At 71.4% G+C, this 25639-nt stretch carries 25 protein-coding genes and 1 pseudogene; 21 read left to right on the plus strand and 5 right to left on the minus strand.

What is annotated here, in order from left to right:
• Positions 1-138 precede the first annotated feature (138 nt).
• Complete coding sequence (locus OHA98_RS17795) at positions 139-1353, plus strand: MFS transporter (RefSeq protein ID WP_266926937.1); 1215 nt, start codon at positions 139-141, stop codon at positions 1351-1353.
• On the opposite strand, the gene OHA98_RS17800 is transcribed toward OHA98_RS17795, so the two are convergent.
• Positions 1316-2884, minus strand: coding sequence for an aldehyde dehydrogenase (NADP(+)) (locus OHA98_RS17800; protein WP_266926939.1), 1569 nt, complete (start codon positions 2882-2884; stop codon positions 1316-1318). The genes OHA98_RS17795 and OHA98_RS17800 overlap by 38 nt on opposite strands.
• Before the next feature lie 144 nt (positions 2885-3028).
• Between OHA98_RS17800 and OHA98_RS17805 the strand changes: the two genes are divergently transcribed.
• From OHA98_RS17805 to OHA98_RS17835, 7 genes are all read left to right on the plus strand, one after another.
• Positions 3029-4189: an FAD-binding oxidoreductase gene (locus OHA98_RS17805; RefSeq protein ID WP_266926940.1), complete on the plus strand. Its 1161-nt coding sequence runs from the start codon at positions 3029-3031 to the stop codon at positions 4187-4189.
• Positions 4186-4440, plus strand: a complete 255-nt coding sequence (locus OHA98_RS17810) for a (2Fe-2S)-binding protein (protein ID WP_266926941.1) — start codon at positions 4186-4188, stop codon at positions 4438-4440. The genes OHA98_RS17805 and OHA98_RS17810 overlap by 4 nt, the downstream gene beginning before the upstream one ends.
• Positions 4433-5869 carry an FAD-dependent oxidoreductase gene (locus tag OHA98_RS17815; RefSeq protein ID WP_266926942.1) on the plus strand — a complete coding sequence of 479 codons (1437 nt, stop codon included), beginning with the start codon at positions 4433-4435 and terminating at the stop codon, positions 5867-5869. The genes OHA98_RS17810 and OHA98_RS17815 overlap by 8 nt, the downstream gene beginning before the upstream one ends.
• 9 nt (positions 5870-5878) lie before the next feature.
• Complete coding sequence (locus tag OHA98_RS17820; protein WP_266926944.1) at positions 5879-6775, plus strand: dihydrodipicolinate synthase family protein; 897 nt, start codon at positions 5879-5881, stop codon at positions 6773-6775.
• A gap of 1 nt (position 6776) precedes the next feature.
• Positions 6777-7778: a proline racemase family protein gene (locus OHA98_RS17825; RefSeq protein ID WP_266926945.1), complete on the plus strand. Its 1002-nt coding sequence runs from the start codon at positions 6777-6779 to the stop codon at positions 7776-7778.
• A gap of 195 nt (positions 7779-7973) precedes the next feature.
• A complete protein-coding gene (locus tag OHA98_RS17830; RefSeq protein ID WP_266926947.1) occupies positions 7974-9047 on the plus strand; it encodes a proline racemase family protein in 1074 nt (357 codons plus the stop codon).
• Positions 9044-9985: an ornithine cyclodeaminase family protein gene (locus tag OHA98_RS17835; RefSeq protein WP_266926948.1), complete on the plus strand. Its 942-nt coding sequence runs from the start codon at positions 9044-9046 to the stop codon at positions 9983-9985. The genes OHA98_RS17830 and OHA98_RS17835 overlap by 4 nt, the downstream gene beginning before the upstream one ends.
• Positions 9986-10051: 66 nt before the next feature.
• On the opposite strand, the gene OHA98_RS17840 is transcribed toward OHA98_RS17835, so the two are convergent.
• Complete coding sequence (locus OHA98_RS17840) at positions 10052-10762, minus strand: GntR family transcriptional regulator (protein WP_266926950.1); 711 nt, start codon at positions 10760-10762, stop codon at positions 10052-10054.
• A 379-nt stretch (positions 10763-11141) separates the two neighbouring features.
• Between OHA98_RS17840 and OHA98_RS17845 the strand changes: the two genes are divergently transcribed.
• The 5 genes from OHA98_RS17845 to OHA98_RS17865 are packed head-to-tail and all read left to right on the plus strand — an operon-like array spanning position 11142 to position 17009.
• The gene (locus tag OHA98_RS17845) at positions 11142-12887 is read left to right on the plus strand and encodes an ABC transporter substrate-binding protein (RefSeq protein ID WP_266926952.1); all 1746 of its coding nucleotides are present in this window, start codon (positions 11142-11144) and stop codon (positions 12885-12887) included.
• 20 nt (positions 12888-12907) lie between these two features.
• On the plus strand, positions 12908-13873 hold the full coding sequence (locus OHA98_RS17850; protein ID WP_266926954.1) for an ABC transporter permease: 966 nt from the start codon (positions 12908-12910) through the stop codon (positions 13871-13873).
• Positions 13870-14856, plus strand: coding sequence for an ABC transporter permease (locus OHA98_RS17855; RefSeq protein ID WP_266926956.1), 987 nt, complete (start codon positions 13870-13872; stop codon positions 14854-14856). The genes OHA98_RS17850 and OHA98_RS17855 overlap by 4 nt, the downstream gene beginning before the upstream one ends.
• A gap of 3 nt (positions 14857-14859) precedes the next feature.
• Positions 14860-15936: an ABC transporter ATP-binding protein gene (locus tag OHA98_RS17860; protein ID WP_266926958.1), complete on the plus strand. Its 1077-nt coding sequence runs from the start codon at positions 14860-14862 to the stop codon at positions 15934-15936.
• Positions 15933-17009 (plus strand): ABC transporter ATP-binding protein, encoded by a 1077-nt coding sequence (locus OHA98_RS17865; RefSeq protein ID WP_266926960.1) that lies wholly within the window; start codon positions 15933-15935, stop codon positions 17007-17009. Before OHA98_RS17860 ends, OHA98_RS17865 begins: the two co-directional genes overlap by 4 nt.
• A 172-nt stretch (positions 17010-17181) precedes the next feature.
• Here the strand turns inward: OHA98_RS17865 and OHA98_RS17870 are convergent, their stop codons facing one another.
• Both OHA98_RS17870 and OHA98_RS17875 read right to left on the minus strand, forming a co-directional pair.
• Positions 17182-17964: a phytanoyl-CoA dioxygenase family protein gene (locus OHA98_RS17870; RefSeq protein WP_266926962.1), complete on the minus strand. Its 783-nt coding sequence runs from the start codon at positions 17962-17964 to the stop codon at positions 17182-17184.
• A gap of 396 nt (positions 17965-18360) precedes the next feature.
• Complete coding sequence (locus OHA98_RS17875) at positions 18361-18519, minus strand: hypothetical protein (RefSeq protein ID WP_266926963.1); 159 nt, start codon at positions 18517-18519, stop codon at positions 18361-18363.
• Between the two features lie 7 nt (positions 18520-18526).
• On the opposite strand from OHA98_RS17875, the gene OHA98_RS17880 reads away from it, so the two are divergent.
• From OHA98_RS17880 to OHA98_RS17910, 7 genes are all read left to right on the plus strand, one after another.
• Positions 18527-18682 (plus strand): hypothetical protein, encoded by a 156-nt coding sequence (locus OHA98_RS17880; RefSeq protein ID WP_266926965.1) that lies wholly within the window; start codon positions 18527-18529, stop codon positions 18680-18682.
• A gap of 200 nt (positions 18683-18882) precedes the next feature.
• On the plus strand, positions 18883-19446 hold the full coding sequence (locus OHA98_RS17885) for a TetR/AcrR family transcriptional regulator (RefSeq protein WP_266927941.1): 564 nt from the start codon (positions 18883-18885) through the stop codon (positions 19444-19446).
• 71 nt (positions 19447-19517) lie between these two features.
• Entirely contained in the window at positions 19518-20309 is a 792-nt protein-coding gene (locus OHA98_RS17890) for a cyclase family protein (protein WP_266926967.1), read from the plus strand.
• A gap of 29 nt (positions 20310-20338) precedes the next feature.
• Positions 20339-21274, plus strand: coding sequence for a fumarylacetoacetate hydrolase family protein (locus OHA98_RS17895; RefSeq protein ID WP_266926969.1), 936 nt, complete (start codon positions 20339-20341; stop codon positions 21272-21274).
• Positions 21271-22530 (plus strand): thiolase family protein, encoded by a 1260-nt coding sequence (locus OHA98_RS17900; protein ID WP_266926971.1) that lies wholly within the window; start codon positions 21271-21273, stop codon positions 22528-22530. The genes OHA98_RS17895 and OHA98_RS17900 overlap by 4 nt, the downstream gene beginning before the upstream one ends.
• Entirely contained in the window at positions 22527-24056 is a 1530-nt protein-coding gene (locus OHA98_RS17905; RefSeq protein WP_266926973.1) for an AMP-binding protein, read from the plus strand. The genes OHA98_RS17900 and OHA98_RS17905 overlap by 4 nt, the downstream gene beginning before the upstream one ends.
• A gap of 121 nt (positions 24057-24177) precedes the next feature.
• Positions 24178-24507: a hypothetical protein gene (locus OHA98_RS17910; RefSeq protein WP_266926974.1), complete on the plus strand. Its 330-nt coding sequence runs from the start codon at positions 24178-24180 to the stop codon at positions 24505-24507.
• Positions 24508-24509: 2 nt separating this feature from the next.
• Here OHA98_RS17910 and OHA98_RS17915 read toward each other — a convergent pair whose 3' ends face one another.
• The gene (locus OHA98_RS17915; protein ID WP_266926976.1) at positions 24510-25205 is read right to left on the minus strand and encodes a flavin reductase family protein; all 696 of its coding nucleotides are present in this window, start codon (positions 25203-25205) and stop codon (positions 24510-24512) included.
• A 65-nt stretch (positions 25206-25270) separates the two neighbouring features.
• Between OHA98_RS17915 and OHA98_RS17920 the strand changes: the two are divergent.
• Positions 25271-25639: pseudogene (locus OHA98_RS17920) on the plus strand (ArsR/SmtB family transcription factor); the annotation flags it as partial.

Below are 25639 nucleotides of genomic sequence, written 5' to 3' on the forward strand. Positions count from 1 at the left end.
GCTGGGCCGTCGTCGCCCGTGGCACCGGGTGGGCCTGCGTGATCTGCCGGCCGTCATCACGGGGCCGGATGGCTGGTCGCCGCCGCCGGGACCAGCCGGTGCGGCGGATTCCGGCAAGGTGGCTCGTACCGTGCTCGCATGACCGCACGTCACCGCAGGAGCCGCCGCCCCGGGTACCTCGTGGCGGCGGCGGTGTTCGCCGTGGGCATGGCGGGCACCACCCTGCCCACACCGCTGTACGGGCTCTACCGCGCCCAGATCGGGTTCTCCGAGCTGATCGTGACGGTGGTGTTCGCTGTGTACGCGGTCGGCGTCATCGCCTCCCTCCTGCTCGCGGGCGACTACTCCGACCAGGTGGGCCGTCGTCCTGTTGTCCTGTGCGCCCTGGGTTTCGCCGCCGCCGCCGATCTGTGCTTCCTGTTCGAGGGCGGTCTGCCCCTGCTCTTCGCGGCCCGACTGCTGTCGGGGTTCTCGGCCGGACTGCTCACCGGGGCTGCGACCGCCGCCGTCATGGAACTCGCCCCGCCGGACCGCGCGGCCCGGGCCGGGTTCGCGGCCACCGCGGCGAACATGGGCGGCCTGGGCTGCGGAGCGCTGCTGGGCGGCCTGCTCGCGCAGTACGCTCCGGCGCCGTTGCGGCTGCCTTTCGCGGTGCATCTGGCCCTGGTGGTCGCGGCCTGCGTCCCGGCCCGGCTGCTGCCCGAGACCGTGGCCCGTCCCCGGCGGCTGCCTCACGGGCGGCCGCAGGGGATGGCCGTGGCGCCTCAGGCGCGGGGAGTGTTCCCCTCGGCGGCGATCGCCGCGTTCGCGGGCTTCGCGCTGCTCGGTCTGTTCACCGCGATCGCGCCGAGTTTTGTGGCCGAGGTGCTGAGGATCAATGATCTGGCCCTGTCCGGGGCGGTGGCCTTCTCCGCCTTTCTCGCCTCCACCCTGGGGCAGCTGCTGACCGGACGACTGGGTGTGCGCCGAGCGCTGCCCGCCGGATGTCTGACTCTCGTGGCAGGACTGCTGCTCGTGGGCGCGTCCGTCGTGGCGGAGTCGCTGCCACTGCTGCTGGCGGGTGCGCTCGTCGGTGGTTTCGGTCAGGGCCTGGCCTTCCGGGCCGGTCTGACGGCGGTCGGTGATGCCACCCCGCGCGAGCACCGCGGCGGTACCCTCTCGGCGTACTTCGTCGTCGCCTACATCGGAATCGCCGTGCCCGTGGTGGGTGTGGGAGCGCTGACGCTCCGGCTGGGGCTGCGGACCGCGAGCTTGGTCTTCACGGCCGTGGTGACGGCCCTCGCCCTGAGCGTCGGCCTGTATCTGCTCCGCCGGCCTACCGGGGCGGGTGGGGGGGATGGGCGCCATGTGTGAGGTGGGGGGCCCGCAGGGGGCTGTCGTCGCGGAGTTCGGGGGGCAGGAGGGGGCCGGGGAAGGACTGGTAGCAGACCGGGCGGAGCCAGCGCTCGATGGCGAGGGTGCCGACGCTCGTCGTTCCGGGTGAACTCGTCGCGGGCCACGGCCCCCCGTGCACCATCGCGTGGCCGACCTCGACCCCGGTGGGCCAGCCGCCCCACAGGATGCGGCCCGCCCGTTCCTCCAGCACGGGCAGCAGTCGCAGGGCCGTGGCCCGATCGGCGTCGGTTCCCTGCAGGGTGGCCGTCAGCTGGCCCTCCAGATTCTCCAGAAGAGAGAGAAGTTCATCCGTCCCGGACCAGCGCACGATGAGCCCCGCGGCGCCGAAGACCTCGCCGGTGAGTTCCTCGTGTGCGGCGTACGTGGCCGCGTCGCATTCGAGGACCACGGGGGCGGGGGCGTACGGGCCGTCCCCGGCTGTGCCCCGGGCAACCTCCCGCACTCCCTCGACAGCCGCCCACCGCTGTACGCCCTCGGTGTACGCCCGGGAGATCCCCGGATTGAGCATGACCTGGCCCTCTGCGCTCGCCATGGCCTGAGCCACCGAGGAGAGGAAGGCATCGCCCGCCGGCCCGGCCGGCAGCAGCAGAAGGCCGGGGTTCGTGCAGAACTGGCCGGCGCCGCTGGTCAGCGAGGCCACGTACCCGTCGGCCGCCGGTCCCGGCTCGGCGAGGGCCCCGTCGAGCATGATCACGGGATTGATCGCGGACATCTCGGCGTGGACCGGTACGGGCACCGGGCGGGACTGCGCGGCGGCGACCAGCGCCAGCCCGCCGGCCCGGGAGCCGGTGAAGCCCACCGCGGCGATCCGTGGATCACCGACCAGGGCGAGACCGACCTCGTTGCCCCGGCCCACCAGCAGCGAGAACACACCGGCCGGCACGCCTGTTCGCGCGGCGGCCGTCGTGACGGCGCGGGCCACCGCCTCGCTGGTGCCCGGGTGGGACGGGTGCGCCTTGACCACCACGGGGCAGCCGGCGGCCAGCGCGGACGCGGTGTCCCCGCCCGCGACCGAGAACGCCAGCGGGAAGTTGCTCGCGCCGAACACCGCTACCGGACCCACGGGAATCCGACGCAGCCGTACATCCGTCCGGGAGGCCCCGGAGTCGATGCGCACGCCGAGCGCGGTTCCGCTTCTGACCAGATCGGCGAACAGGCGCAGTTGCCCGCAGGTCCGCCCCCGTTCACCGGCCAGCCGGACCCGGGAGAGCCCGGTCTCGTGGGCCGCACGTTCGACAAGGGCGTCACCGAGTGCTTCGATCTCCTCCGCGCAGGCGTCGAGGAAGGCCGCCCGGCGCTCGGCGGGCAGGGCGCGGAAGGCGCGGGTGTCAGCCTCGGCGAGCCGGGCGGCCTCGGCGATCTGCTCCGCCGACGCGTCCCGGAGCGGAGGGCCGGTCGGCTCGCCGGTCGCGGCGGTGACCGCCTGCCAGGCGTCCCCCGTTCCGGGGGCGTCACGGCCGGCCAGGATCGAGTGTCCGGTCAGGTTCACAACGATTCATCTCCCTGTGTGCACGGTGGGCGACGTGCCGTCAACGGGCTTCGGGTGAAGATCACCCGGCCGACGGCGTTGTCTTCGGATCAGTCCGATGTATAGCCTAGCTGTGGAATGTGACATTGCACTGAGGGGGTGGCTATGAAAGTCGTTGTCGTGGGTGCGGGCATTGTGGGCGCCGCGTGCGCGTTCCACGCCGCCGCGGCGGGCCTCGACGTCACGGTTCTCGACCGGGGGCCGGTCGGCGCCGGCACGACCAGCCGGGGGGAGGGCAACATCCTCCTCTCCGACAAGGAGCCGGGACCCGAACTGGAACTGGCCCGGCTCAGCCGTGATCTGTGGGACGAGGCAGGCGAGGAACTCGGTCCGGACACCCTCGAACTGGAAGCCAAGGGCGGCCTGGTCGTCGCGAGCACACCAGGCGCCCTCACCGCCCTGCACGCGTTCGCCGCGAGCCAGGCAGCGGCCGGCGTCCGCACCGAACCCGTCGAACGCGTCCGCGATCTCGAACCGCACATCGCGCCCGGACTTCCCGGCGGCGTCCACTACCCGCAGGACGCCCAGGTACAGCCCGTCCTCGCGGCAGCCGGACTGCTGCGCGCCGCCATCCGGCGCGGCGCACGGACGCACACCGGCGAAGCCGTCGCCGCGATCACCGGACCGGGCGGCCGGATCGCCGGAGTCCGCACCGGCGACGGCACCGTGCTGCCCGCCGACGCCGTGGTGAACGCCGCGGGGACCTGGGGCGGCGAAGTCGGCCGCCGGCTCGGCGCCCCCATCGAGATCCTGCCGCGCAGGGGCTTCGTCCTCGTCACCGAGCCGCTGCCGCCGATGATCCGGCACAAGGTCTACTCCGCCGACTACGTCGCCAACGTCGCCTCCGGCGACGCGGGGCTGGAGACCTCGTGTGTCGTCGAGGGCACCCGGGCGGGCACCATTCTGATCGGCGCCAGCCGCGAGCGCGTCGGCTTCGACACCGCCATGAACCCCGCCGTGGTCGCCGCGCTCGCCGCGCAGGCGTGCCGGCTGTTCCCGTTCCTGCGCGGCACCCACCTGCTCCGCGCCTACCGGGGCTTCCGGCCGTACTGCCCGGACCATCTGCCGGTCATCGGCCCCGACTCCCGGGTGCCGGGCGTCATCCACGCGTGCGGCCACGAGGGTGCCGGTATCGGCCTCGCTCCCGGAACCGGAGCCCTGGTCACCGCCCATCTGCTCGGCCGCCCCTGGCGCGGCGCCGACCCGGCCGCCCACACCGGCCTCCTGCCCGACCGATTCCTCACCACCGGAGGTGTGCCGAAATGAGCGAGTTCACCGTGGACGGCGAACTGCTGCCGTTCGTGCCGGGACAGACCCTGGCCGCCGCGCTCGTCGCCTCGGGCCGGGTCGCCTGGAGGGTCACCCGGCTCGGACAGCGGCCCCGCGGAGTCTTCTGCGGGATCGGTGTCTGTTTCGACTGTCTGGTGACCATCGACGGACAGGGCGGGCAACGGGCCTGCCTCGTACAGGCCCGCACGGGCATGGCCATCACGACCGGGGAGGGTGACGATGACTGAATCCGGTGACTTTGTGGTGGTGGGCGCGGGCCCGGCCGGCATGGCGGCTGCCGCCACCGCCCTGGACGGTGGACTGCGTGTCGTTCTCGTCGACTCGGGAGCCGCCCTGGGCGGCCAGTTCTGGCGTCACCCCCCGCGACAGGCGCGTCAGGCCATCCCGACCGCGGATCTGCACCACGGACTGCGCGAGTACCGGGCGCTGTGCGCGACACTGTCCGCCCACGCGCGCACCGGCCGGCTCACGCTGCTGCTGAACCACCATGTGTGGAGCGCGGTCCGCGAGGGCGAGGGGTTCGCCGTCCACGCCGTGGACCGGAGCCGGGCACCCGAGGAGACCCCCGTAGTGCTGCGCGCCCCGGCACTGCTGGTGGCGACCGGCGCCTATGATCGTCAACTTCCCTTCCCGGGCTGGGATCTGCCCGGCGTGCTCACCATCGGGGGTCTCCAGGCGCTGCTCAAGGGCGGGGGAGTCGCCGCCGGCCGCCGGGTGGTGCTCGGCGGTACGGGACCGTTCCTGCTGCCGGTGGCCGCGGCCCTCGCCGCGCGGGGGGCCGAGGTCGCCGCGGTGTGCGAGGCGGCCGCGCCCTCGGCCTGGCTGCGACACCCCGTACCGCTGTTGCGCAACCCCGCCAAGTGGGCCGAGGGCGCACGGTACGCGGGCACACTCGCCCGGCACCGCGTCCCTGTCCGTACGCGCACCGCGATCGTCGGCGCCGAAGGCGACGGGAGGGTCGCCGTGGTGCGTGTCGCCTCCCTGGACGCCGACGGCACCCCGCTCCCGGGTACCGAGCGCCGGATCGAGGCCGACACGGTGGGAGTCGGCTGGGGCTTCGCACCCCAGCTCGACCTCCTCGTCCCTCTCGGCTGCACCCTCGCCGACGCGGGCGACGGCACCATGGCTGCCGCAGTCGACGACGGACAGCGCACCGATGTGCCCGGCCTCTACGCGGCGGGCGAGACCTGCGGCGTCGGCGGTGCCGCGCTCGCGGTGAACGAGGGGGCGATCGCCGCTGTGTCGGTGCTCACCGACCTGCGGGCGTCCGGCCTGCCGAACGTCCGGCGCCTGGCCGCGAAGCGTGCCGCGGTGGCCAGGCACCGAGTCTTCGCCCGCGCGATGGCACAGGCGCACCCCCTGCCACCTGCCTGGTCCGCGTGGCTGACCGACGACACGCTGGTCTGCCGGTGCGAAGAGGTCACCGCAGGGGCGGTCCGAGCCGCCCACGCCGACGGACCGGCGTCCGACCACCGGCAGGTCAAACAGCTGACCAGGGCCGGCATGGGGTGGTGCCAGGGCCGGATGTGCGGGCCCGCCGTGCACTGTCTCGTGGCCCGCGATCAGCCGTACGCATCCGCGGAACGGCTGATCGCGACCCCCATCACCCTCGGCGGGCTCGCCGGTCTTGACGAGTCCACCACCGATCACACCTGAGGAGTTCACATGAACCAGAACCGCATGCCCTGGCACGGCGTCATCGTCGCGACGAGCCTTCCGTTCGACCAAGACCTCGCCGTCGACCACGGTGCCTTCGGGGACAACGTCGCCTGGCTCGCCGAACAGGGCCTGCACGGCGTCGCGCCCAACGGCTCGCTGGGCGAGTACCAGACCCTGACGTACGAGGAACGCGACCGCGTCGTGGAGACCGCCGTCGCGAACGCCCCCGAGGGCTTCACCGTCATGCCGGGTGTGGGAGCCTACGGCGCGGTCGAGGCGAAGCGGCACGCACAGTTCGCCAAGGACGCCGGCTGCCAGGCCGTCATGTGCCTGCCGCCCAACGCCTACAGAGCCGATGACCGCGCCGTTCTGGAGCACTACCGGATGGTGGCGTCGGCCGGACTCCCCGTCACCGCCTACAACAACCCCATCGACACCAAGGTCGACCTGCGCCCGGAGCTGCTGGCCAAGCTGCACGCCGAGGGGTACATCGTGGGCGTGAAGGAGTTCTCCGGCGACGTCCGGCGCTGCTACGCCATCAGTGAGCTGGCCCCGGGGCTCGACCTCCTGGTCGGCACCGACGACACCCTCGTGGAAGTCGGTCTCGCCGGCGCCAAGGGCTGGGTCGCGGGCTACCCCCAGATCTTCCCGCGCGCGTGCCTCGACCTCTACAACGCCTCGCTGGCAGGCGATCTCGACACCGCGCTCCCGCTCTACCGCCGGCTTCACTCCGTGCTGCGCTGGGACAGCAACACCGAGTTCGTACAGGCCATCAAGCTCGGCCAGGACATGATCGGCCGGACCGGCGGCGCCTGCCGTCCGCCCCGGCAGGCGCTGGACCCCGAGACCGAGGCCTTCGTGCGCGCCGCCACCCAGGCCCTCATCGACGCCGGAGTGAACTGAGATGCGTTCGGTCGCCTGTTATCACGCCGTCGACTCGCACACCGAGGGGATGCCGACCCGGGTCATCACCGGCGGGGTCGGCGTCCTGCCGGGCGCGACGATGGCCGAGCGACGGCAGCTGTTCGTCGAGCAACGCGACCGGCTGCGCACCCTGCTCATGTGCGAGCCGCGCGGGCACGCGTCGATGTCCGGGGCGATACTCCAGCCCCCGACCCGGCCGGACGCAGACTTCGGCGTCCTGTACATCGAGGTCTCCGGCTGCCTGCCCATGTGCGGGCACGGCACCATCGGCGTGGCGACGGTGCTCGTGGAGACGGGCATGGTCGAGGTGGTCGAGCCGGAGACCCTCATCCGCCTCGACACACCCGCAGGGCTGGTCACGGCTCGGGTCGCCGTGCGGGACGGCCGCGCCGAGTCGGTCACCCTGGAGAACGTCGCGTCCTTCAGCCACGCGCTGGACCAGGTGGTCGAGGTCGAGGGCTTCGGCCCGGTCCGCTACGACATCGCCTACGGCGGCAACTTCTGCGCCTTCGTGCGCACCGAGGACCTCGGCATCCCCTTCGCCCGGGTGGAGAAGCAGCGACTGCTCGACGCGGGCGTGGCCGTCATGGACGCGATCAACACGCAGAACCCGGTGGCTCATCCGGAGGACCCCGCGATAGACGTCTGTCATCACGTCTATCTGGAGGCCCCCGACTCGACCGCCGGGCACTCGCGGCACGCCATGGTGGTCCACCCCGGGTGGTTCGACCGCTCGCCGTGCGGGACGGGAACCAGCGCCCGGCTGGCGCAACTGCACGCGCGGGGGCTGCTGACGACCGGGCGGGACGTCGTCAACGAGTCCTTCATCGGCTCCCGCTTCACCGGCCGGATCCTGGGAGAGACCACGGTCGGCGGCCGGCCCGCCGTACTGCCCTCCGTCACCGGCCGCGCCTGGATCACCGGGACCGCGCAGTACCTGCTCGATCCCACGGACCCCTTCCCGGCCGGGTTCACCATGTGAACCGGCCGAGGGGCGTGTGCGACGGGCCGGCCGCCGATCGGCGGCCGGCCCGCCGTGCAGGTCCGCCCGGACGCCGCACGGCGGAACGGCCCACAAACACGCAGACAGAGACACATCAGGGAGCGTGATCGAGTGACACGGGAGAGTCCGACGGTGGCTGACACACCGCAAGTGAACAGGAGGGCGGAACATCCGATGGCGACCGTGACGCCGGAGACGCGCGGGCCGCTGCGCACCGAACCGATCGAGACGGTGGACTGGCACACCGGGGGCGAACCGTTCCGGATCGTGCCGCAGGCCCCGCCGGCCCTGACCCGGGCCGGGCTCACCGTCGCCGAGCGGCGCACGGCCGCCATGGCCAGCGACGAGGTCCAGTGGACGCGGGCCCTGCTGTGCGGCGAACCGCGCGGCCACGCCGACATGTACGGGGCCTTCCTGGTGCCGCCGGACGACGACGGTGCCCACCTCGGTGCCCTCTTCTGGCACAAGGACGGATTCTCCACGGCCTGCGGCCACGGCACGATCGCCCTCGGAGCATGGGCGGTCGCCTCGGGCCTGGTCCCGGCGTCCGCCGACGGAACGACGGACGTCGTGATCGACGTACCCTCCGGCCGTGTCACGGCGAGCGTGCGCACCGTCGGCGGCCGGGTCGCGGACGTGACGTTCATCAACGTCCCCGGCTACGTCCACGCGCGCGGCGTCGAGGTGGCGACCTCGCGCGGAACCGTCGCCGTCGACATCGCCTTCGGCGGCGCCATGTACGCGGTGCTTCCGGCCGAGCGGTTCGGACTGGGGGTCCGGCCGGAGGACATTCCCCTGCTCATCGCGGCGGGCCGCGAGATCCGTGACGCGCTGAACGCGGCCGGCGCGGCCGAACACCCGGAGGACCCCCGGCTGTCCGGTGTCTACGGGACGGTGTTCACCGAGGAGGCCGGCCCACCGGCCCACCGGTCCGACGGCACCCGGCGGTTGCACCACCGCAATGTCACCGTGTTCGCGGACGGTGAGGTCGACCGCTCCCCGTGCGGCTCGGGCACCGCGGCCCGGGTCGCGCTGCTCGCCGGTGCCGGGGAACTGCGCCCCGGCGACGAACTGCTGCACGAGTCGGTGGTGGGATCGGTCTTCCACGCCAGGATCGCCCGCCCGACCACCGCCCACGGCCTCCCCGCGGTCGTACCGGCCGTGACGGGCACGGCGTACGCCACCGGGACCTGCCGCTTCACCGTCGACCCCGACGACACCCTCCTGCCGGGGTTCGTGCTGCGATGACGACGATGCTCGACGAGAAGGACGTGCTCGCGCTCGGCCCGGTCGGCGCGGTCGCCGCGGTCCGGGAAGCGCTGGCCGGGGGACTCGACCCGGACGGCGGCGTGCCGCGGGCGATCATTCCGCTGGCACATGGTCAGGGACTGCTCATGCCCTCGGAATCCGGCGGCTGGTTCGGTGTGAAGATCGCGACCGTCGCGCCGGGCAACGCCGCGCGCGGGCTGCGGCGCATCAACGCCACGTATCTGCTGCACGACAGCGAGACCCTGACCCCGGTGGCGATCCTGGACGGGGTGGCACTGACGACCCTGCGGACCCCGGCCGTCTCGGTCGCGGCCTGCCTGGACCGGCTGCGCGCGCTCGCGGACGCCCGCGGGGGCCTGCGTCTGGTGGTCTTCGGCGCGGGCCCCCAGGGCGAGGGGCACGTCGCCACTGTCCGGGCCCACGTCCCGGTGGCCGATGTCACGGTCGTCACCCGGCGCGGGGGACCCGTTCCCGGCTGGGCGGACCGGCATACGACGGCGGACGGCGCGGAAACGGCTGCTCCGGTGTCCCGCGCGGACGTCGTCGTCACCGCGACCTCCGCCCGCGAACCGGTGGTCGACGGACGTCTGGTGCGCGACGGGGCGGTGGTGCTGGCGGTCGGCTCGCACGAACCGGATGTACGGGAACTCGACGGCGCGCTGATGGGCCGTGCGACGGTCGTCGTGGAGAGCCGGGAGACCGCCCTCCGCGAGGCGGGCGATGTCGTGATGGCGATGCGCGAGGGCTCGCTCACCCCGGACTCGCTGGTGAGCATGGCGGACCTGATCTCCTCGCGGGCCGTTGCCCCGGCCGACCGCCCGCTGGTCGTGAAGACGTGCGGGATGGCCTGGCAGGACCTGGTGGTCGCCGTCGCGGCCTACGGGCGGAAGGGGGGAACTCCGGGGGAGCGGACCTGACCGTCCGGTCCGTAGGCGCCCGATGATCCGGTCGGGACCACCGGTCGTACCGCACGTGCCCCGGTGTCAGCGGGTTCCGCGCCCGAGGGCCGGGGACACGTGCCCGGCTTCCCGCTTCCGCGCCGACCACAGGGTCCGCACATGCGCGAGATGGCTGCGCATGTGCTCCTCGGCGCCCGCCGCATCCCCGGCGATCATGATGTCCAGAAGTGCTGTGTGCTCCTGCGCCGAACCCGCCAGCGACCCTTCCTGGGACAGATCGGCGAGTCCGTAGAGCCGGGAGCGCTTGCGCAGTTCGGCCACCGTCTCCACGAGACGGGCGTTGCCCGCGAGGGCGAGCAGGTCGAGATGGAAGCGGCGGTCCGACTCCAGGTAGGCGATCAGGTCGCCCCGGTCGGCGGCGGCCACGATCTCCTCGGCCACCGGGCGCAGCGCCTCCAACTGCTCGCGTGTGGCGGACCGGACCACGCGGCCGATGGTGGGGATCTCGATGAGCGCGCGGATCTCGGTGTACTCGTCCAGGTCGCGGTCGGAGAGCTCGGTGACCCGGAACCCCTTGTTGCGCACCGCCTCGACCAGGCCCTCGCGGGCCAGATCCAGCATCGCCTCGCGCACGGGCGTGGCGGAGACGCCGTACTCGGCGGCCAGCGTGGGCGCCGAGTAGATCACGCCGGGCTGGAGATCTCCCGAGATCAGCGCGGCGCGCAGGGCGTTGGCCACCCGGTCGCGCAGGTGCTCCTGCACCGAGAGGAGTTTGCGGGACGTCAGCCCACTCATGCATTCCCTTTCAGCGGTTTGTCCCCGCACTATACAATGTCACGTTGCGCAGAATCCGCATCGTCCGCCGCAGGCCGACGCGGGGTGTCTCCGGCCGTGCGCGCCGGGGTGCGGAGCTCCCGGGGGCCCTCAGGGGCCGGGGCTTTGGGACACGGTTCGATAACAGGGTGACCTACTCCTTGGCTGTGCAATGTCACATTACTATTTTACAGGTCACACACCACACGCCCCAGCAGTTGCCCCGGGCCGGACGGTCCGCAGCGCCTGCCCCGGGCCGTCCGGCCACCCCGGATCACGAGATCCCTCCGGACCATCCCTTCCACCCGGCCTGTTCCGCGTCTGCCGTGTCTTCCCCGTACCTGTACCGAGGAGTGCCCCCATGTCCCGTCGCACCCGTGCGCTGTCCGCATCCCTGAGCGCCACGCTCTCCCTGGCCCTGCTGGGGGCCTGCACCACTCAGGGAGGTGACGACGGCGGCTCGGAGAAGGGACAGCCCGGCGTGGCCACCGGCACCGTCATCGGCGGCACTCCGAAGCGGGGCGGCACCCTGACCGTGCTGTCCAACCAGGACTTCGCCCACCTGGACCCGGCCCGCAACTGGGTCCTGCCGGCCATGGACTTCGGCACCAGGCTGCTCTACCGCACCCTGACCACCTTCCGGGCGGCTCCCGGAGAGAAGGGCGGCGAAGTCGTCCCGGACCTCGCGACCGACCTCGGTACGCCCTCCGACGGCGGCCGTACCTGGACCTTCACCCTCAAGCCCGGCCTCGTCTACGAGGACGGGACCCCCATACGGGCGCGCGACATCAAGTACAACGTGGAACGCTCCTTCGCCCCGGATCTCGCGGGCGGCCCCGACTACGCCCAGCGCTACCTGGCCGACACCGAGGGGTACGACGGCCCGCTGGGCGGCAAGCACCTCGACTCGATCAGCACCCCGGACGACCGCACCATCGTCTTCTCGCTGCGCAGACCAGTCGCCGAGTTCTCCTACACGGTCACGCTCTCCACCTTCTCGCCCGTGCCCGAGTCCCGGGAGAAGGGTGTCCAGTACGACCTGCGGCCCTTCTCCTCCGGGCCGTACCGCATCGAGAGCTATGCGCGCGGCAAGAAGATGGTGCTGGTCCGCAATCCCCACTGGGACGCGGCGACCGACTCGGTGCGCAAGGCGTACCCCGACCGGATCGTCGTGATCCAGGGCCTCAAGGGCGGCCAGATCGACGACCGGATCATCGCGGGCGCGGGCGCCGACGCCTCCGCGATCGAGTGGTCCGACCTGCAGCCCTCCAGCGTCGCCAAGGTCCTTCCGCGGCCCGAGGTCAAGCAGCGGCTGTCCGCCGAGCGCACGGGCTGCACCGACATGCTCGCGCTGAACACCTCCCGGCCGCCCTTCGACAACCTGAAGCTCCGTCAGGCGATGCAGTACGCCGTCGACAAGGAGGCGCAGGTGACCGCCAACGGCGGACCCGCCCTCAACGACATCGCCACCGGCTATCTGCCGCCCTCCCTCATGGGCGGCAAGGCCGCCGACCCGGTCCATGGCCGGTCCGCCACCGGCGATGTGAAGCGGGCCGAGAAGCTCCTCGCCGAGGGGGGCAAGCCAGGCGGCTTCGACACGACGATCACCGTGTCCACGGGCGACAAGAACCGCGCCGAGGCCCTCCAGCAGAGCCTGTCCCGGGTCGGCGTACGGCTGCGGATCGAGACCGCCGACCCCTCGGTCTACTACGACACCATCGGCGACACCGCCAACGCTCCGGACATGGCCATCAGCGGCTGGTGCCCCGACTACCCGTCCGCCGCCACCTTCCTGCCGTTCGTCTTCGACGGCCGCACCATCCGGCCCAAGGGCAACCAGGGCAACGTCTCCCAGTTCCGCGACAAGGCCGTCGAGAAGCGCATGGACGAGATCGCCGGGATGCCCGACGCGGCCGCCGCCAACAAGGCCTGGGCCGAACTGGACACGGTGATCCAGAGCAAGTCCCCGGCCGTCCCCCTGCTCTGGGAGCGCAAGCCGCTGCTCGTCGGCGACAACATCGCCGGAGCCTTCGGACACCCCTCCTGGACCGGCCAGTTCGACTTCGCGGTCATCGGTCTGAAGGACCCGTCCCGGAGCCAGGGCTGAAAGGGCGAGGACACATCATCATGAGCCTCACCGCGCAGACCGCCGGACCGGGCGACGCCCCGGCGGCCGATGGACCCGGCTCCCCGCCGCCCGACGCCCCCTGGCGGACCACCTGGCGCCGCCTGTGGAGCGACCGCGGCAGCCGGACCGCCCTGCTGGCCGCCGCGCTGCTGATCCTGGTCGCCCTCGCCGCGCCCCTGCTCAGCCGGCTGGGCGGCTGGTCGCCGACCGCCTTCGACCCCTCCGCCATCGATCCCTACCTCGGTGGCCTGCCCCGCGGCCCGCTCGGTGGCATGGGCGCCGACCACTGGCTCGGCGTGGAACCGGTCACCGGCCGCGACCTGTTCGCCCGCGTGGTCCACGGCGCCCAGGTGTCCTTGACGATCGCCTTCGCCGCCACCGCGATCGTCGTCGTCACCGGCACCGCCGCAGGCATCGCGGCCGGCTACTTCGGTGGCCGCATCGACACCGTCCTGAGCCGGCTGATGGACCTGACCATGTCCTTCCCCTCGCTCATCTTCATGATCGCGATGATGTCGGTGGCCCAGGACGTCAACCGGGTGGTGCTGATGACCGTCGTCATCGGTGTCTTCGGCTGGCCGGGCATCGCCCGGGTCGTTCGTGCCGAGGCCCTTTCCCTGCGTCACCGCGAGTATGTCGAGGCCGCCCGTGCCTGCGGCTCCGGACCGTGGCGCATCCTCACCCGGCAGGTCCTGCCCAACATCTCCGGGCCCATCATCGCGTACACCACACTGCTGATCCCCGGAATGATCAGTACGGAGGCGGCGCTCAGCTTCCTCGGGGTGGGCGTGCGCCCGCCCACCTCCTCCTGGGGCCAGATGATCGCCGAGGCCGTCACCTACTACGAGACGGACCCGATGTACTTCATCGTTCCCAGCGCCTTCCTCTTCGTCGCCGTCCTCGCCTTCACGGTGCTCGGCGATGCCCTGCGCGACATCCTCGACCCCCAGGGAGGCCGCCCGTGATCGCCTACCTGGTCCGCAGAGGACTCGGCGTGGCCGGAGTCCTGCTCGCCATCTGCGCCGTCACCTTCGTCATCTTCTACTTGCTGCCCGCCGATCCTGCGGCAGCGGCGTGCGGCAAGACATGCAGCCCCGAACGGCTGGCCGAGGTACGCCACTTCATGGGGCTCGACCAGCCCGTCTGGAGACAGTTCGGCGACTACCTCGTCGGGATCTTCACCGGCCGGGAGCTCGGCAGCGGCCCCCACGCGCTGCAGTGCGGCTTCCCCTGCCTGGGCTACTCCTACGAGAACGCCCTGCCGGTGTGGGACCTGTTGATGGACCGCCTGCCCGTCTCCGCCTCCCTGGCCTTCGGCGCCGCCTGCCTGTGGCTGGTGCTCGGGCTGAGCGCCGGAGTGACCGCCGCCCTGCGAAAGGGGGGACTGCTCGACCGCACACTCATGGTCGGCGCCGTGGCCACCGCCTCGCTGCCCGTCTACTTCACCGCGGTGATGCTCCTGTACGGCCTGGTCAGGCTGACCGGGCTGCTGCCCTACCCCACCTACGTACCGCTCACCGACGACCCACTGGGCTGGGCGACCAACCTGGTGCTGCCGTGGATCGCCCTGGCGCTGCTCTACGCCGCGATGTACGCCCGCCAGAGCCGCAGTTCGATGATCGAGACGATGGCACAGCCATACATCCGGACCGCCCGCGCCAAGGGCATGCCCGCCCGCGTCGTCGTGGTCAAACACGGACTGCGCTCCGCGCTGATGCCGGTGCTCACGCTCTTCGGCATGGACCTCGGCGCGCTGCTGGCCGGCGCCGTCATCACCGAGTCCATCTTCGGTATCCCCGGTGTGGGCCGACTGTTCTACGACGCCCTCCAACGCTCCGACCAGCCCGTCGTACTCGGCGTCACTCTGCTGGCGGCGTTCTTCATCGTGGCCGCCAACGTCGTCATCGACCTCCTGTACGCCGTCGTCGACCCCAGAGTGAGGAACTGAACCGTGCGGACCACCACTGAACCGGCCCAACCCCTGCTGCGCGTCAGCGATCTGCGGGTCGCCTTCGACACCCCCACCGGAGCGGTCCAGGCGGTCGACGGAGTCTCCTTCACCGTGGAGGCCGGCCGCACCCTGGGCCTGGTCGGCGAATCCGGCTCGGGCAAGTCGGTCACCTCCCTGGCCGTGATGGGCCTGCACCGCCGAGCCCGGGTGAGCGGGTCGATCACCTTTGCCGGGCAGGAACTCCTCGACCTGACCGACCGTCGGTTCGGCCGGCTGCGCGGGCGCCGGATGGCCATGGTCTTCCAGGATCCGCTGTCCGCGCTGCACCCCGCCTACACGGTCGGCGAGCAGATCGCCGAGGCCCACCGCCACCACTTCGGCAGCGGCCGACGGGCCGCCCGCAAACGGGCCGTGGACATGCTCGGCGAGGTCGGCATCCCCGAACCGGCACGCCGGGCGGGAGAATACCCGCACCAGTTCTCCGGCGGGATGCGCCAACGCGCCGTGATCGCCATGGCTCTTTCCTGCGAACCCGAACTGCTGATCGCCGACGAACCGACCACCGCGCTCGACGTCACCGTCCAGGCGCAGATCCTCGAACTGATCGCCCGGCTCCAGCAGGAACGAGGACTGGGCGTCCTGATGATCACCCACGACCTGGGCGTGGTGGCGCGCGTCGCCCACGACGTCCTCGTCATGTACGGGGGGCGCGGCGCCGAACAGGCAACGGTCGATGAACTGTTCCGCAGCCCCGCGCACCCCTACACCCGGGGCCTCCTGGACTCCCTGCCCCGGCTGGACGATCCCGACGACGCACCGCTGCGCGCCATTCCCGGCAGCCCGCCGTCGCCCGCAGACCCGATACCGGGCTGCCCCTTCGCGCCCCGCTGCCCACGGGCGGCCGAAGCCACCGAGCCCGAGCGGACCCGCTGCGCGGAGGAAAAGCCCCTGCCGAGGGACGTTCCCGGCGAGGGCGGCCGGCTGGTCGCCTGTCATCTGCCCCTGACGGCCGTCCCGGGCACGTCGCACTCCGGCTCGCCCGGCAGGGCCCCCGTACCGGCCGAGGAGGCCCGATGAAACCCCCACTCCCGAAGTCCACCCACACGCCCCCGCGTTCACGGGAGGAAGGATCCGCACCGGCCGCGGCCCCGGAAACCGCCCCCGCGGCCGGAGGGGCGGCGCCCCTGCTGTCCGTACGCGACCTGGTGAAGACCTTCCCCGGCCGCCGCGTCCTGGGACGCCCCGCCGCACCGGTCCGCGCGGTGGACGGCGTCGATTTCGAACTCGCCGCGGGTGAGACCCTCGGCCTGGTCGGAGAGTCCGGCTGCGGCAAGTCCACCACCGGCCGGATGCTGGTCCGGCTGCTGGAACCCACCGCCGGCACCGTCGAGTTCGACGGTCAGGACATCACCCATCTGTCCCCGCGCCGGCTGCGGCCCACCCGCCGCCACCTCCAGATCATCTTCCAGGACCCCTATGCCTCGCTGAACCCCCGGCAGACAGTGGCCCGGATCATCGCCGAACCGCTGCTGGTGCAGGGAAGCACGGACCGGGCCGCCCGGGAGAAGGCCGCCGAACTGCTGGACCTGGTGGGCCTGGGTGCCCAGCACCTCGACCGGCATCCGCACCAGTTCTCCGGTGGCCAGGCCCAGCGCATCGGCATCGCCCGCGCCCTCGCGACCGGCCCCCGCCTGATCGTCGCCGACGAACCGGTCTCCGCTCTCGACGTGTCCGTCCAGGCCCAGGTAGTCAACCTGATGGAGCGCCTGCGCCACGAACTTGGCCTGTCCTTCCTCTTCATCGCCCACGACCTGTCCGTCGTGAAACGGGTGTGCGACCGCGTGGCGGTGATGTACCTGGGCCGCATCGTCGAGATCGGCGACAAGCACGAGGTGTACGACACGCCCGCCCACCCCTACACCCGGGCGCTGCTCTCGGCCGTCCCGTTGCCGGACCCGGCGGCGGAGCGGCGCCGGGAACGGATCATCCTGCTCGGCGACCCGCCGAGCCCCGCTGCACCCCCCAGTGGCTGCAGCTTCCATCCGCGTTGCCCGAAGGCGCAGGCAGTCTGCCGCACCGAGCGACCACTGCTCGACATCGTGGGTCCCGGCGCCCGCAAGGCCGCCTGCCACTTTCCCGGGACAACCTGACGGGTTCGGGCCCGCCCGGACATCCGCACTACGCCCCGGGCCGGCCACCTCCGCCGCCGTACTGGCGCCTCACTCCGGCACCGATGCGGCGGCGTACGGCCGCAGGGACCGCGCCCGGAGGGCATCCGGCGTATCCGGCGCGTCCCTCGGCCGGGAGACCGACCTTGGTGCCTCACTGAATGGGGGCGTCGTGTCCCAGGCCCCGACGGATCGCGGTCTCCACGGGTGAGTACGCGCCGTCGGCCCGCTCCAGTTCGTACGGTGCGGCCGGCATCAGCGGCGGCTGGGCCATGAAGCGCGGCCGCGCCCCGTGGTGCGGTTGCGCCGCGTGCACCAGGAACGGATGGCACAGGAAGACGTCGCCCGGGGACCCGGTGGCGAGGGCGAGCGGCCGGTGGTCGGACGCCGCCACCAGATCGGGCGCGAGGGTCAGCCCGCTCGCCCCGTCCTCCCCGTACTTCTCGAGCACCTTCGGCACGTCGAGGTGTGAGCCGACCCGGATCCGGGTCGGGGCGTCCTCCTCACCGACCTCGCTGAACAGGAACAGCATCAGCAGTGCCCGGCCCCGGGAGCGCAGATTCGTGAAGTACCAGCTCTCGCCCTCCGGCAGATAGCTCCCCTCGATGTGCCAGCCGGCGTCGTCCGGCTCCTCCTCGTGCGGGAAGCGCAGGGGGAACGTGCCCAGCGAGTAGCGCGGCTCCCAGCCTCCCGCACCGACGAGCAGCTCGTACGCGCGGTGCAGGGACGGGGAGTTGGGTGCGGCGGCGAACGGCCCCTGCGCCATGCCTGCCACCCAGTGCACGGGCCGCGTCCATGTCGCTGGATCGTCCGGGTCGCAGCCCGTTTCCCGCCACAGCAGCCGCGTACAGTCCGTGGCCACGCGCGGCGCGACGGCGCCTTCCAACTTCACGAAGCCGTCGCGGAGGAAACGGGATACCAAGGTCGTGTCATCCATGCCCCCATCGTGTGGCGACACCGGGCCCGAACACCCGACATTCTCCGCACCCTCTTTGTCGGGTGGTCACCGAGCCCCCTCTTGCCCCTCTGAGCAGAGACTGTCGCGACCGAGCCCACCGCCCCACGCATCCCAGACGCTTCGGAATCACGAACCGGCTGTACCCGCGCATGGCCGCAACACGGCTGAAGTCCGGCACGCCCAGCCGTAGCGGGTGATTCGGGCGGCCGCTGGGACGTCCGGAGCGGCACTGTGCCGATCCAGGTGGTGGCGGGTTCGGCCGGGGGAGTCGGTGGGGCGGGTGGTGTTGCTGAGGACGTTGCCGAAGGCGCGGCAGAGCGGCCGAGGGAGCTCTTCCATGAACGGACGCACCCCCCGGCCCTCTTCGTGGGTACCTCAGTTCAGCGGTGCGGGGGGCTGCGGGCCGTAGAACGTGAGCGGCGGCCAGCCCTTCGCCTCGGCGATCGCGGACAGCGCGTTGGCGATCTCCAGGGGGGTGATGTCATGCGCCGACGGGTAGCCGTTGGGCCAGTCCACCCGCACGCTGAACGTCATTTCCATCATGAGGTCGGACCCGGCCATGCTGGAGCTGGCCTCGAACTTGGACCCCGGCGAGAACTCCACCGCGGTCGACTGTGCCGCGTCCGTGCCCTCGGCCGCGGCCGTTCCGGCGGACGCGAACACGGCGCCCGCTGCCGCCGTCCCCGAATACCAGTGACGGGCCGGTAGCCGACGTCGCCCAGGCCCGAGGGGCCGTCGCCGTGCGCGGGGGCCGAGGCGCGATTCCGTACTGTTCGGCTGTGCGTCCAGTTCGTGGACGTGTGCCGGGCACAAGCTCGCGCGCAGGTGTCACACGGTGAGAGGGCAGTGATGGTGTCACGGAAGCAAGAGATCTCGGAGGAGACCCGCAGGCGGTTGATGGAGGCGGCATTCGAACTCGTCGCGGACGGGGGCGCGGCGGCCATGTCGATTCAGGCGGTGGCTGTACGTTCCGGTATCAGCCGGGGGTCTGTGGCCTGGCACTTCGGCTCGAAGGACGGGTTGCTGGTGGCTGTGGTCGAGGAGGCTTTCCGCCGTGGTACCGAGTTCCTGGTCCAGCGTCTTGAGACGGAACCGCGTGGTGCCACAGCGTTGATGCGGGCGAACCACGCGCTGATGTCGCGCCCGGAGGCCCGGATCTTTTCCACGCTTCTCCTGGAAGCGGTCACGAGGGAGTCCGAGGTCGGGGAGACCTATGCGCGGCAGTACGTCGCCCTTCGGCGTGTGTACTCCGACTACCTGCGTTCAGTGACCCCGGAACTGACCGCGATGTTCGATGCCGATGCCCTGGCCGTAGCCATGCTCGGCACCACCCTGGGCATCAACATCCAGCACCGGCTCGACCCGGACGCGGTGGACCGCGCAGGCGCGGTCCACGTGGTGGAGGCGCTCTATGACGCGGCGCTGGCGTCAACAGGGGACACGGCAAGTAACGGAGAGTAGCTACTGCGTCTCTTGCGAGTTCGGCCACTCGGTTCTATGTTGGACGTCCAACATAGAAAGGTGGTTCCGTCGTGGACCTCATAGATCTCACGAGGACTCTGGACCCGGACGATCTTGAGCGGCTGCCGCCGGAAATGCGTACGTTGGGAGGGGTCCTGGCGCCCGACGTCACCTACGCCCATCCGGCCGGCGCGGGCCGTCAGGAGTTCGCCGCGGCGATGGCGTGCGGGGTGGAGGATCTGCCGGGTGGCGAGGGATGGGGCTCGGAGATCCTGAACGGTTTCAGCTCGCACCTGGGTACGCACGTGGACGCGCCGCTGCACTACGGATCGACCTGCGAGGGCCGCCCCGCACGCACCATTACCGACATTGCGCTCCGGGAGCTGTGGTGCGAGGCGGTCGTGCTGGATCTACGTGGCCGATGCACGGCAAACACCGCGATCCCGGTATCGGCGCTCCGGGACGCCGTCGACGAGATCGGCGGAGCGGTGCCGCGGAACGGGGCGGTGCTGCTGCGCACGGGCCAGGAAGAGTTCGGGCTGCGGGACGCGGAGTTCTTCCAGTATCCGGGAATGAGCCGGGAGGGGACCCTGTTCCTGGCCGAACTGGGCGCGAAGGTGCTCGGCTCCGACGCCGCAGGCTGGGACCTGCCCTTCCCGGTGATGGCCGAGGCGTTCCGGGCCAGTGGCGACAACGCGGTGCTGTGGGACGGGCACCGGGCGGGCCGTGAGCGGGAAGTCTTCATCGTCCAACAGCTGGCCAACCTGGCCGCGCTCCCCCCGACCGGTTTCCGGGTCGCGTTCTTCCCCCTGAAGCTCGCCCGCGCCAGCGCGGCCCCCGCTCGCGTCGTCGCGTTCGTATGACCTGCTGATCCCCCCCTGAGGAGTTTGTGATGAAACTGGCCACTGTCATCCATGACACGGGCGAGCACCCTGCGGCGGTACTCGAAGAAGAGCGCCGCGTCATCCTGCTCGACCGCGCAGCCCGCATCCTGTCACCCGAGCCCGATCCGACGCTGCAGTCAGTGCTGGCGATCATTGAGGGAGGAGCCGCGGCCCGCGCCGCGGCCGACCGTATCGTCGCCGATCCGCCGGAGGAAGCCGTCGTGCGGTTCGACGACGTGGTGTGGCGGTCCCCGCTGCCCCGCCCCCCGCAGATACGGGACTTCGGCGGTTTCATGGACCATTTCCGCAATGCTCGCGCACGTATGGAGGGCGTACCGGTTGAGCGCGTCGAACTGCCGCCCATTCAACAGGAACGCCCTCTGTACTACGTCGCCAACCGACTGGCGGTAGCCGGACACGAAGCCGAGGTGCGCTGGCCGCTCTACTCCTCAGTGATCGACTACGAACTGGAGTTCGCCTGCGTGCTCGGCCGCGGAGGCATGGACATCACCCGTGAAGCGGCGGGGTCCCACATCTTCGGCTACACCATCTTCAACGACTTCACCGCCCGCGACACCCAACGGGAGGAGATCTCCACCGGTCTCGGGCTGAGCAAGAGCAAGGACTTCGCCGACGCGAACGTCCTGGGCCCGTGGATCGTCACCGCTGACGAACTGGGTGACCCGTATCAGCTTCAGATGACCGCGCGGATCAACGGCGTCGAAGTCAGCCGCGGCACCAGCGCGGACATGGACCACACCTTCGCCGACATGATCGCCTTCACCTCCACCAGCACTCGGCTGTATCCGGGCGAGGTGCTGTGCTCCGGCACCGTACCCACCGGCTGCGGCGTGGAGCACGGCAGGTTCCTCCAGCCGGGCGACACCGTCGAACTGGAAGTGTCCGGCATAGGCGTCCTGCGCAACAAGGTCATCACGACATGAGCGCGCCCGCCCGTCCAACCGCCGCCGACGACATCGTCATTCTGGGCGTCGGCTCCACCCCGTTCGGCCGGCACCCCGACCGTACCGCCTCCGACCTGGCCCGACAGGCGGTGACCGAAGCACTCGCCGACGGACAGGTCTCGCGCGACGAGATCGGGGCGGTCTTCTATGCCAATGTCAGCCAGAAGGCCCTCGACGGCCAGCACATGATCCCCGGCCAGGTGTCGCTGCGCCCCCTGGGCCTCACGCACGCTCCGCTCGTCAATGTCGAGAACGCCTGCGCGGGCGGCGCCACCGCCCTGTGGCTGGCAGTCTCCCACGTACGCGCGGGCCTGTCCGATGCCGCCCTCGCCGTCGGCGTCGACAAACTCGTGTGCGCCGACCCGGCGCGCGGGCTGGCGGTCTTCGACGGGGCCATGGATGTACAGCACCGCGAAGAGACCCTCGCCGCGCTCCGCAACCTGTCCGGCGCCACAGTCACGGACGACGACAGCGCGGGCCGATCGGTGTTCATGGACATCTACGCTTCACTGGCCCGCGCCCACATGCAGAAGTTCGCCACCACCCGCGAGCAACTCGCCTTCGTCGCCGCCAAGAACCACACCCACTCCGTGCACAACCCCCGCGCCCACTACCGCAAGGCGCTGACCCCTGAAGAGATCCTCGCCGCGCGGGAGGTGGCATGGCCTCTGACCGTTCCCATGTGCTCGCCGGTCAGTGACGGGGCCGCAGCGGTCGTGGTCATGCGCGCCGAGGCCGCCGGCACCCGCGCCGGGTACGACCGGGCTGTGCGGGTTCTGGCCACCGCCCTTGTCTCCGGCAGCGACCGCACCGCCGAGCAGCCAGAGGAACACATCGGCCGCAGAGCAGCACTCGCCGCCTATGAACAGGCAGGTATCACCCCGGCCGACATCGATGTCGCCGAGGTGCACGACGCCACGGCCTTCGGAGAGATCCAGCAAGTCGAGAATCTCGGATTCTGCGCCATCGGCGACGGCGGCCGCTGGTCTCTCTCGGGAGCCGGCGCACTCGGCGGCACTCTCCCGGTCAACCCCTCCGGCGGCCTGGTGTCCCGCGGACACCCCGTCTCAGCCACCGGCCTCGCGCAGATATACGAACTCGTTGGCCAGCTACGCGGCGAAGCCGGTGCCCGGCAAGTCGCCGGAGCACGAGTCGCCGCCGCGGAGAACGGCGGCGGCCTCTACGGCATCGAGGAAGCCGTCGCCGCAGTCACCCTCCTGGGAGCAATCCGATGAACGCGCCCCTGACCACGCCACAGGACTCACTCCACAGCGCCCCCGGCTACGCCCAACTGATCCTGACCGCACTCCGGCGCCGCCCCGACCACCTGGCATTCCGCTGGCGGGAGGACGACCGAGAACGATCACTGACCTACCAGGCCACCGCAGACATGATCGAGCGGACCGCCGCAGCCCTCGCCCGCCTCCGGCCGGTACCCGGAAGCGCGGTCGCGCTGCTCACCGGCCCCAGACCCGAAGCCTTCGTCGTCATGGCAGCCGCCTGTCTGGCGGGCATCCGTTTCGCGGCCCTGCACCCGCTCGGCAACAGTGAGAACGACGCCTACGTGCTGCGTGACAGCGGCGCCGGACTTCTCATCGTCGACGAGGCTCGGTTCGCCGGCCGCGCCGCCGCGGCCCGCGCCGGAACCGAGGTCGTTTCCCTCTCCGTTCTCTCCGATCTCGCCGAACGCACACCCCCCGCAGCGGTGGACCCTCTCGCGGAAGCCTGCTACCTCTTCTACACCGGCGGCACCACCGGAGAGCCCAAGGGCGTAGTACTCGGTGACCGCTCCCTGGCGGCGAACGCGTGGGCCTGCACCACGTGGGCCTGGCCGGAGAAGACGACCTTCCTCATCACCACTCCGATGTCCCACGCGGCCGGTCTTCTCGTAGCACCCGGCTTTCTACGCGGCGCAACTTTCGTCATCCATCCGGGATTCGACCCCGACGAAGTCATCGACGCGATCGAGGAAGGCGGCGTGAACACCACCTTCCTCGTGCCGACCATGCTCTACACGCTCCTCGACCACCCCCGGACAACCGGCGCCGATCTGTCGGGCCTGCGATGGATCCTCTATGGCGCCGCCCCCATCGACCGGGCCCGCCTGGTACAGGCCGGAGACCGATTCGGCCCGATCCTCAGCCAGCACTACGGGCAGGCCGAAGCGCCCAACGCACTGACGGTCCTGGACCCTGACGAACACCTCAGCGACGACCCGGCCGTACTCACCAGTTGCGGACGGCCGATGCCGGGAAACGAGATCATCCTGATCGATCCCGCCGGCCACCCGGTCGCCACCGGCGAACCGGGCGAGTTGTGCGTACGGGGTCCCCTGGTCATGAACGGCTACTGGAACAAGCCGGACCAGACCCGTGCTGCGCTGCAGGACGGCTGGCTGCACACGGGAGACATCGCACGAGCGGATTCCACGGGCCTCCTGACCATCGTCGACCGCATCAAGGACACCATCATCACTGGTGGATTCAATGTCTACCCTCGTGAAGTCGAAGACGCCCTCGCAGGCCACCCTGCCGTCGCCCACTGTGCCGTTTACGGAGTGCCCGATCCTCAATGGGGCGAAGCGGTCGTCGCCGCCGTTGTACTCCGCTCCGGGTTCCCTGCCACTCCCACCGAACTGGCCGCCCATGTACGCGAGGCCAAAGGCGCCGTCTGGGCGCCCAAACGGGTGCGTCTGTGCGCCGAACTGCCGCATACCGCCCTCGGGAAGATCGACAAGAAGGCACTGCGCAGCAGCTCCTGACCCGACTTCAGTGCCTGATCTGTGCCATCGGCGTCGATGAGGAGTCGATGGCCCGGGCCCGGCGCCGAGTGCTCGGGGACGGTCGGAGCCACTGGCACTCGGACACCTCGGCCACCGCCCGATGAGCACCGGAACCGTCCGGAAGCTGAACTGCGGGCTCGACGCCCTGCTCGCGACGGCTCCTGCAAGCCCGGCGACATCGACCGGGACGCCGACGGCCTCGGACGCGACCGTGTCCAAACCGAGGTGCTCGGCGACGGCTCGGGTGGCGGTCACGCACACCGGGGCCGTCGACAAGCACGGCCGCCCGGCGAAGGATCACCGGTTCGGCGAGTACTCCACGCACGACCCCGGCACCCAGCCCGGCGCGTACGAGACGAAACGCGACGTCGGCTTCACCCCGCCGCGCGACCAGGACCTGACCGCCCCGGGCCTCGGCCGGGCCGCCTGAACTCAGATGGGCGCGGTGCCGGCGAGCGCGCGCTCCGCGGCAGGACCGCCGGGGCTGCGCGGTGTCCGGGTGCGGTAGGAATGGCCGCGTTCCGGACCGAGTCCGAAGTAGTGGCGGAAGTTGTAGATGAGAGGGCTCCAAGCGGCGGGGTCGATGTGGTCGGTGCCGGGAACGACGATGCGGGAGTCGGCGTGGACCTTGTGTACGACGGCCTCGACGATGACGAATTCCCCGGAGACGTCCGGCTGCACCCGCTCCGCGCGGGCTTCCAGCTGGATCGGGCATTCGGCGACACGAGGCGGTCGGACCAGGTGGGACGGGTTGCCGGTCAGGCCGGCTGCGGTGAACTTGTCCGGCTCGAAGCGGCAGCCCTCGGCCTTGGTCGATGGCACTGGGTTCCGGCCGGTCAGTGGCGCCAGTCTCTCCACCGCCGGCCACTGGGAGGGGGCCGGCAGGTTGATCACCAGCTCGGGCCGGCTGCCGAGGTTGTGCGCGGTCTGCCCGTCGCGGCCCAGTCCGATCACGACCGTCTGTCCGAGTGCCCATGCGGAGGATATCGGGGCGAGATTGAACGAGCCGTCCTGATTCTCCGTCGACAGGAGTACCACCGGCGTCCCGAAGTACAAGACGCTCGGCTCGATCTCCAGGTGGGTGACGACGGTCCCTGCGGGCAGAGTGCTGGTAGGCGATGTGTGCATGGTGGGCAGCCTAAATTCGGGTCGCTTCGGCCGGGGCCGAAGTGTCACGGGTGACAACGGACCGCATGAACACACGGCGCGCACACGCGACCGGCCCCGATCTGGCCTCCGTGGCCAGGCTGCTGGCCGATGGCATACGGGCGGCCTTGCGGCGACTGGCCCTGCTCGACGGCCGGGCATGGACGGCAACGGAAGTGGCGCGTCGTGCGGGGGGTGGCGCGTCGTGCGGGGGGTGGCGCGTCGTGCGGGGGGTGGCGCCCTCGACCGCGACCGAGCACTTGCACGCGCTCGTGCGCGGAAACCTGCTTGCCGAGGAACGGCAGGGCCGCCACCACTACCTGCGTCTGGCCGGTCCGCACGTAGCCGAGCTGATCGAGAGCCTCGCCGCCACGGCACCCGACCGCGCCCCGGCACCCCGCTCCCTGTCGGCGGCG

It is taken from the genome of Streptomyces sp. NBC_00654 (assembly GCF_026341775.1).
GTDB lineage: Bacteria > Actinomycetota > Actinomycetes > Streptomycetales > Streptomycetaceae > Streptomyces.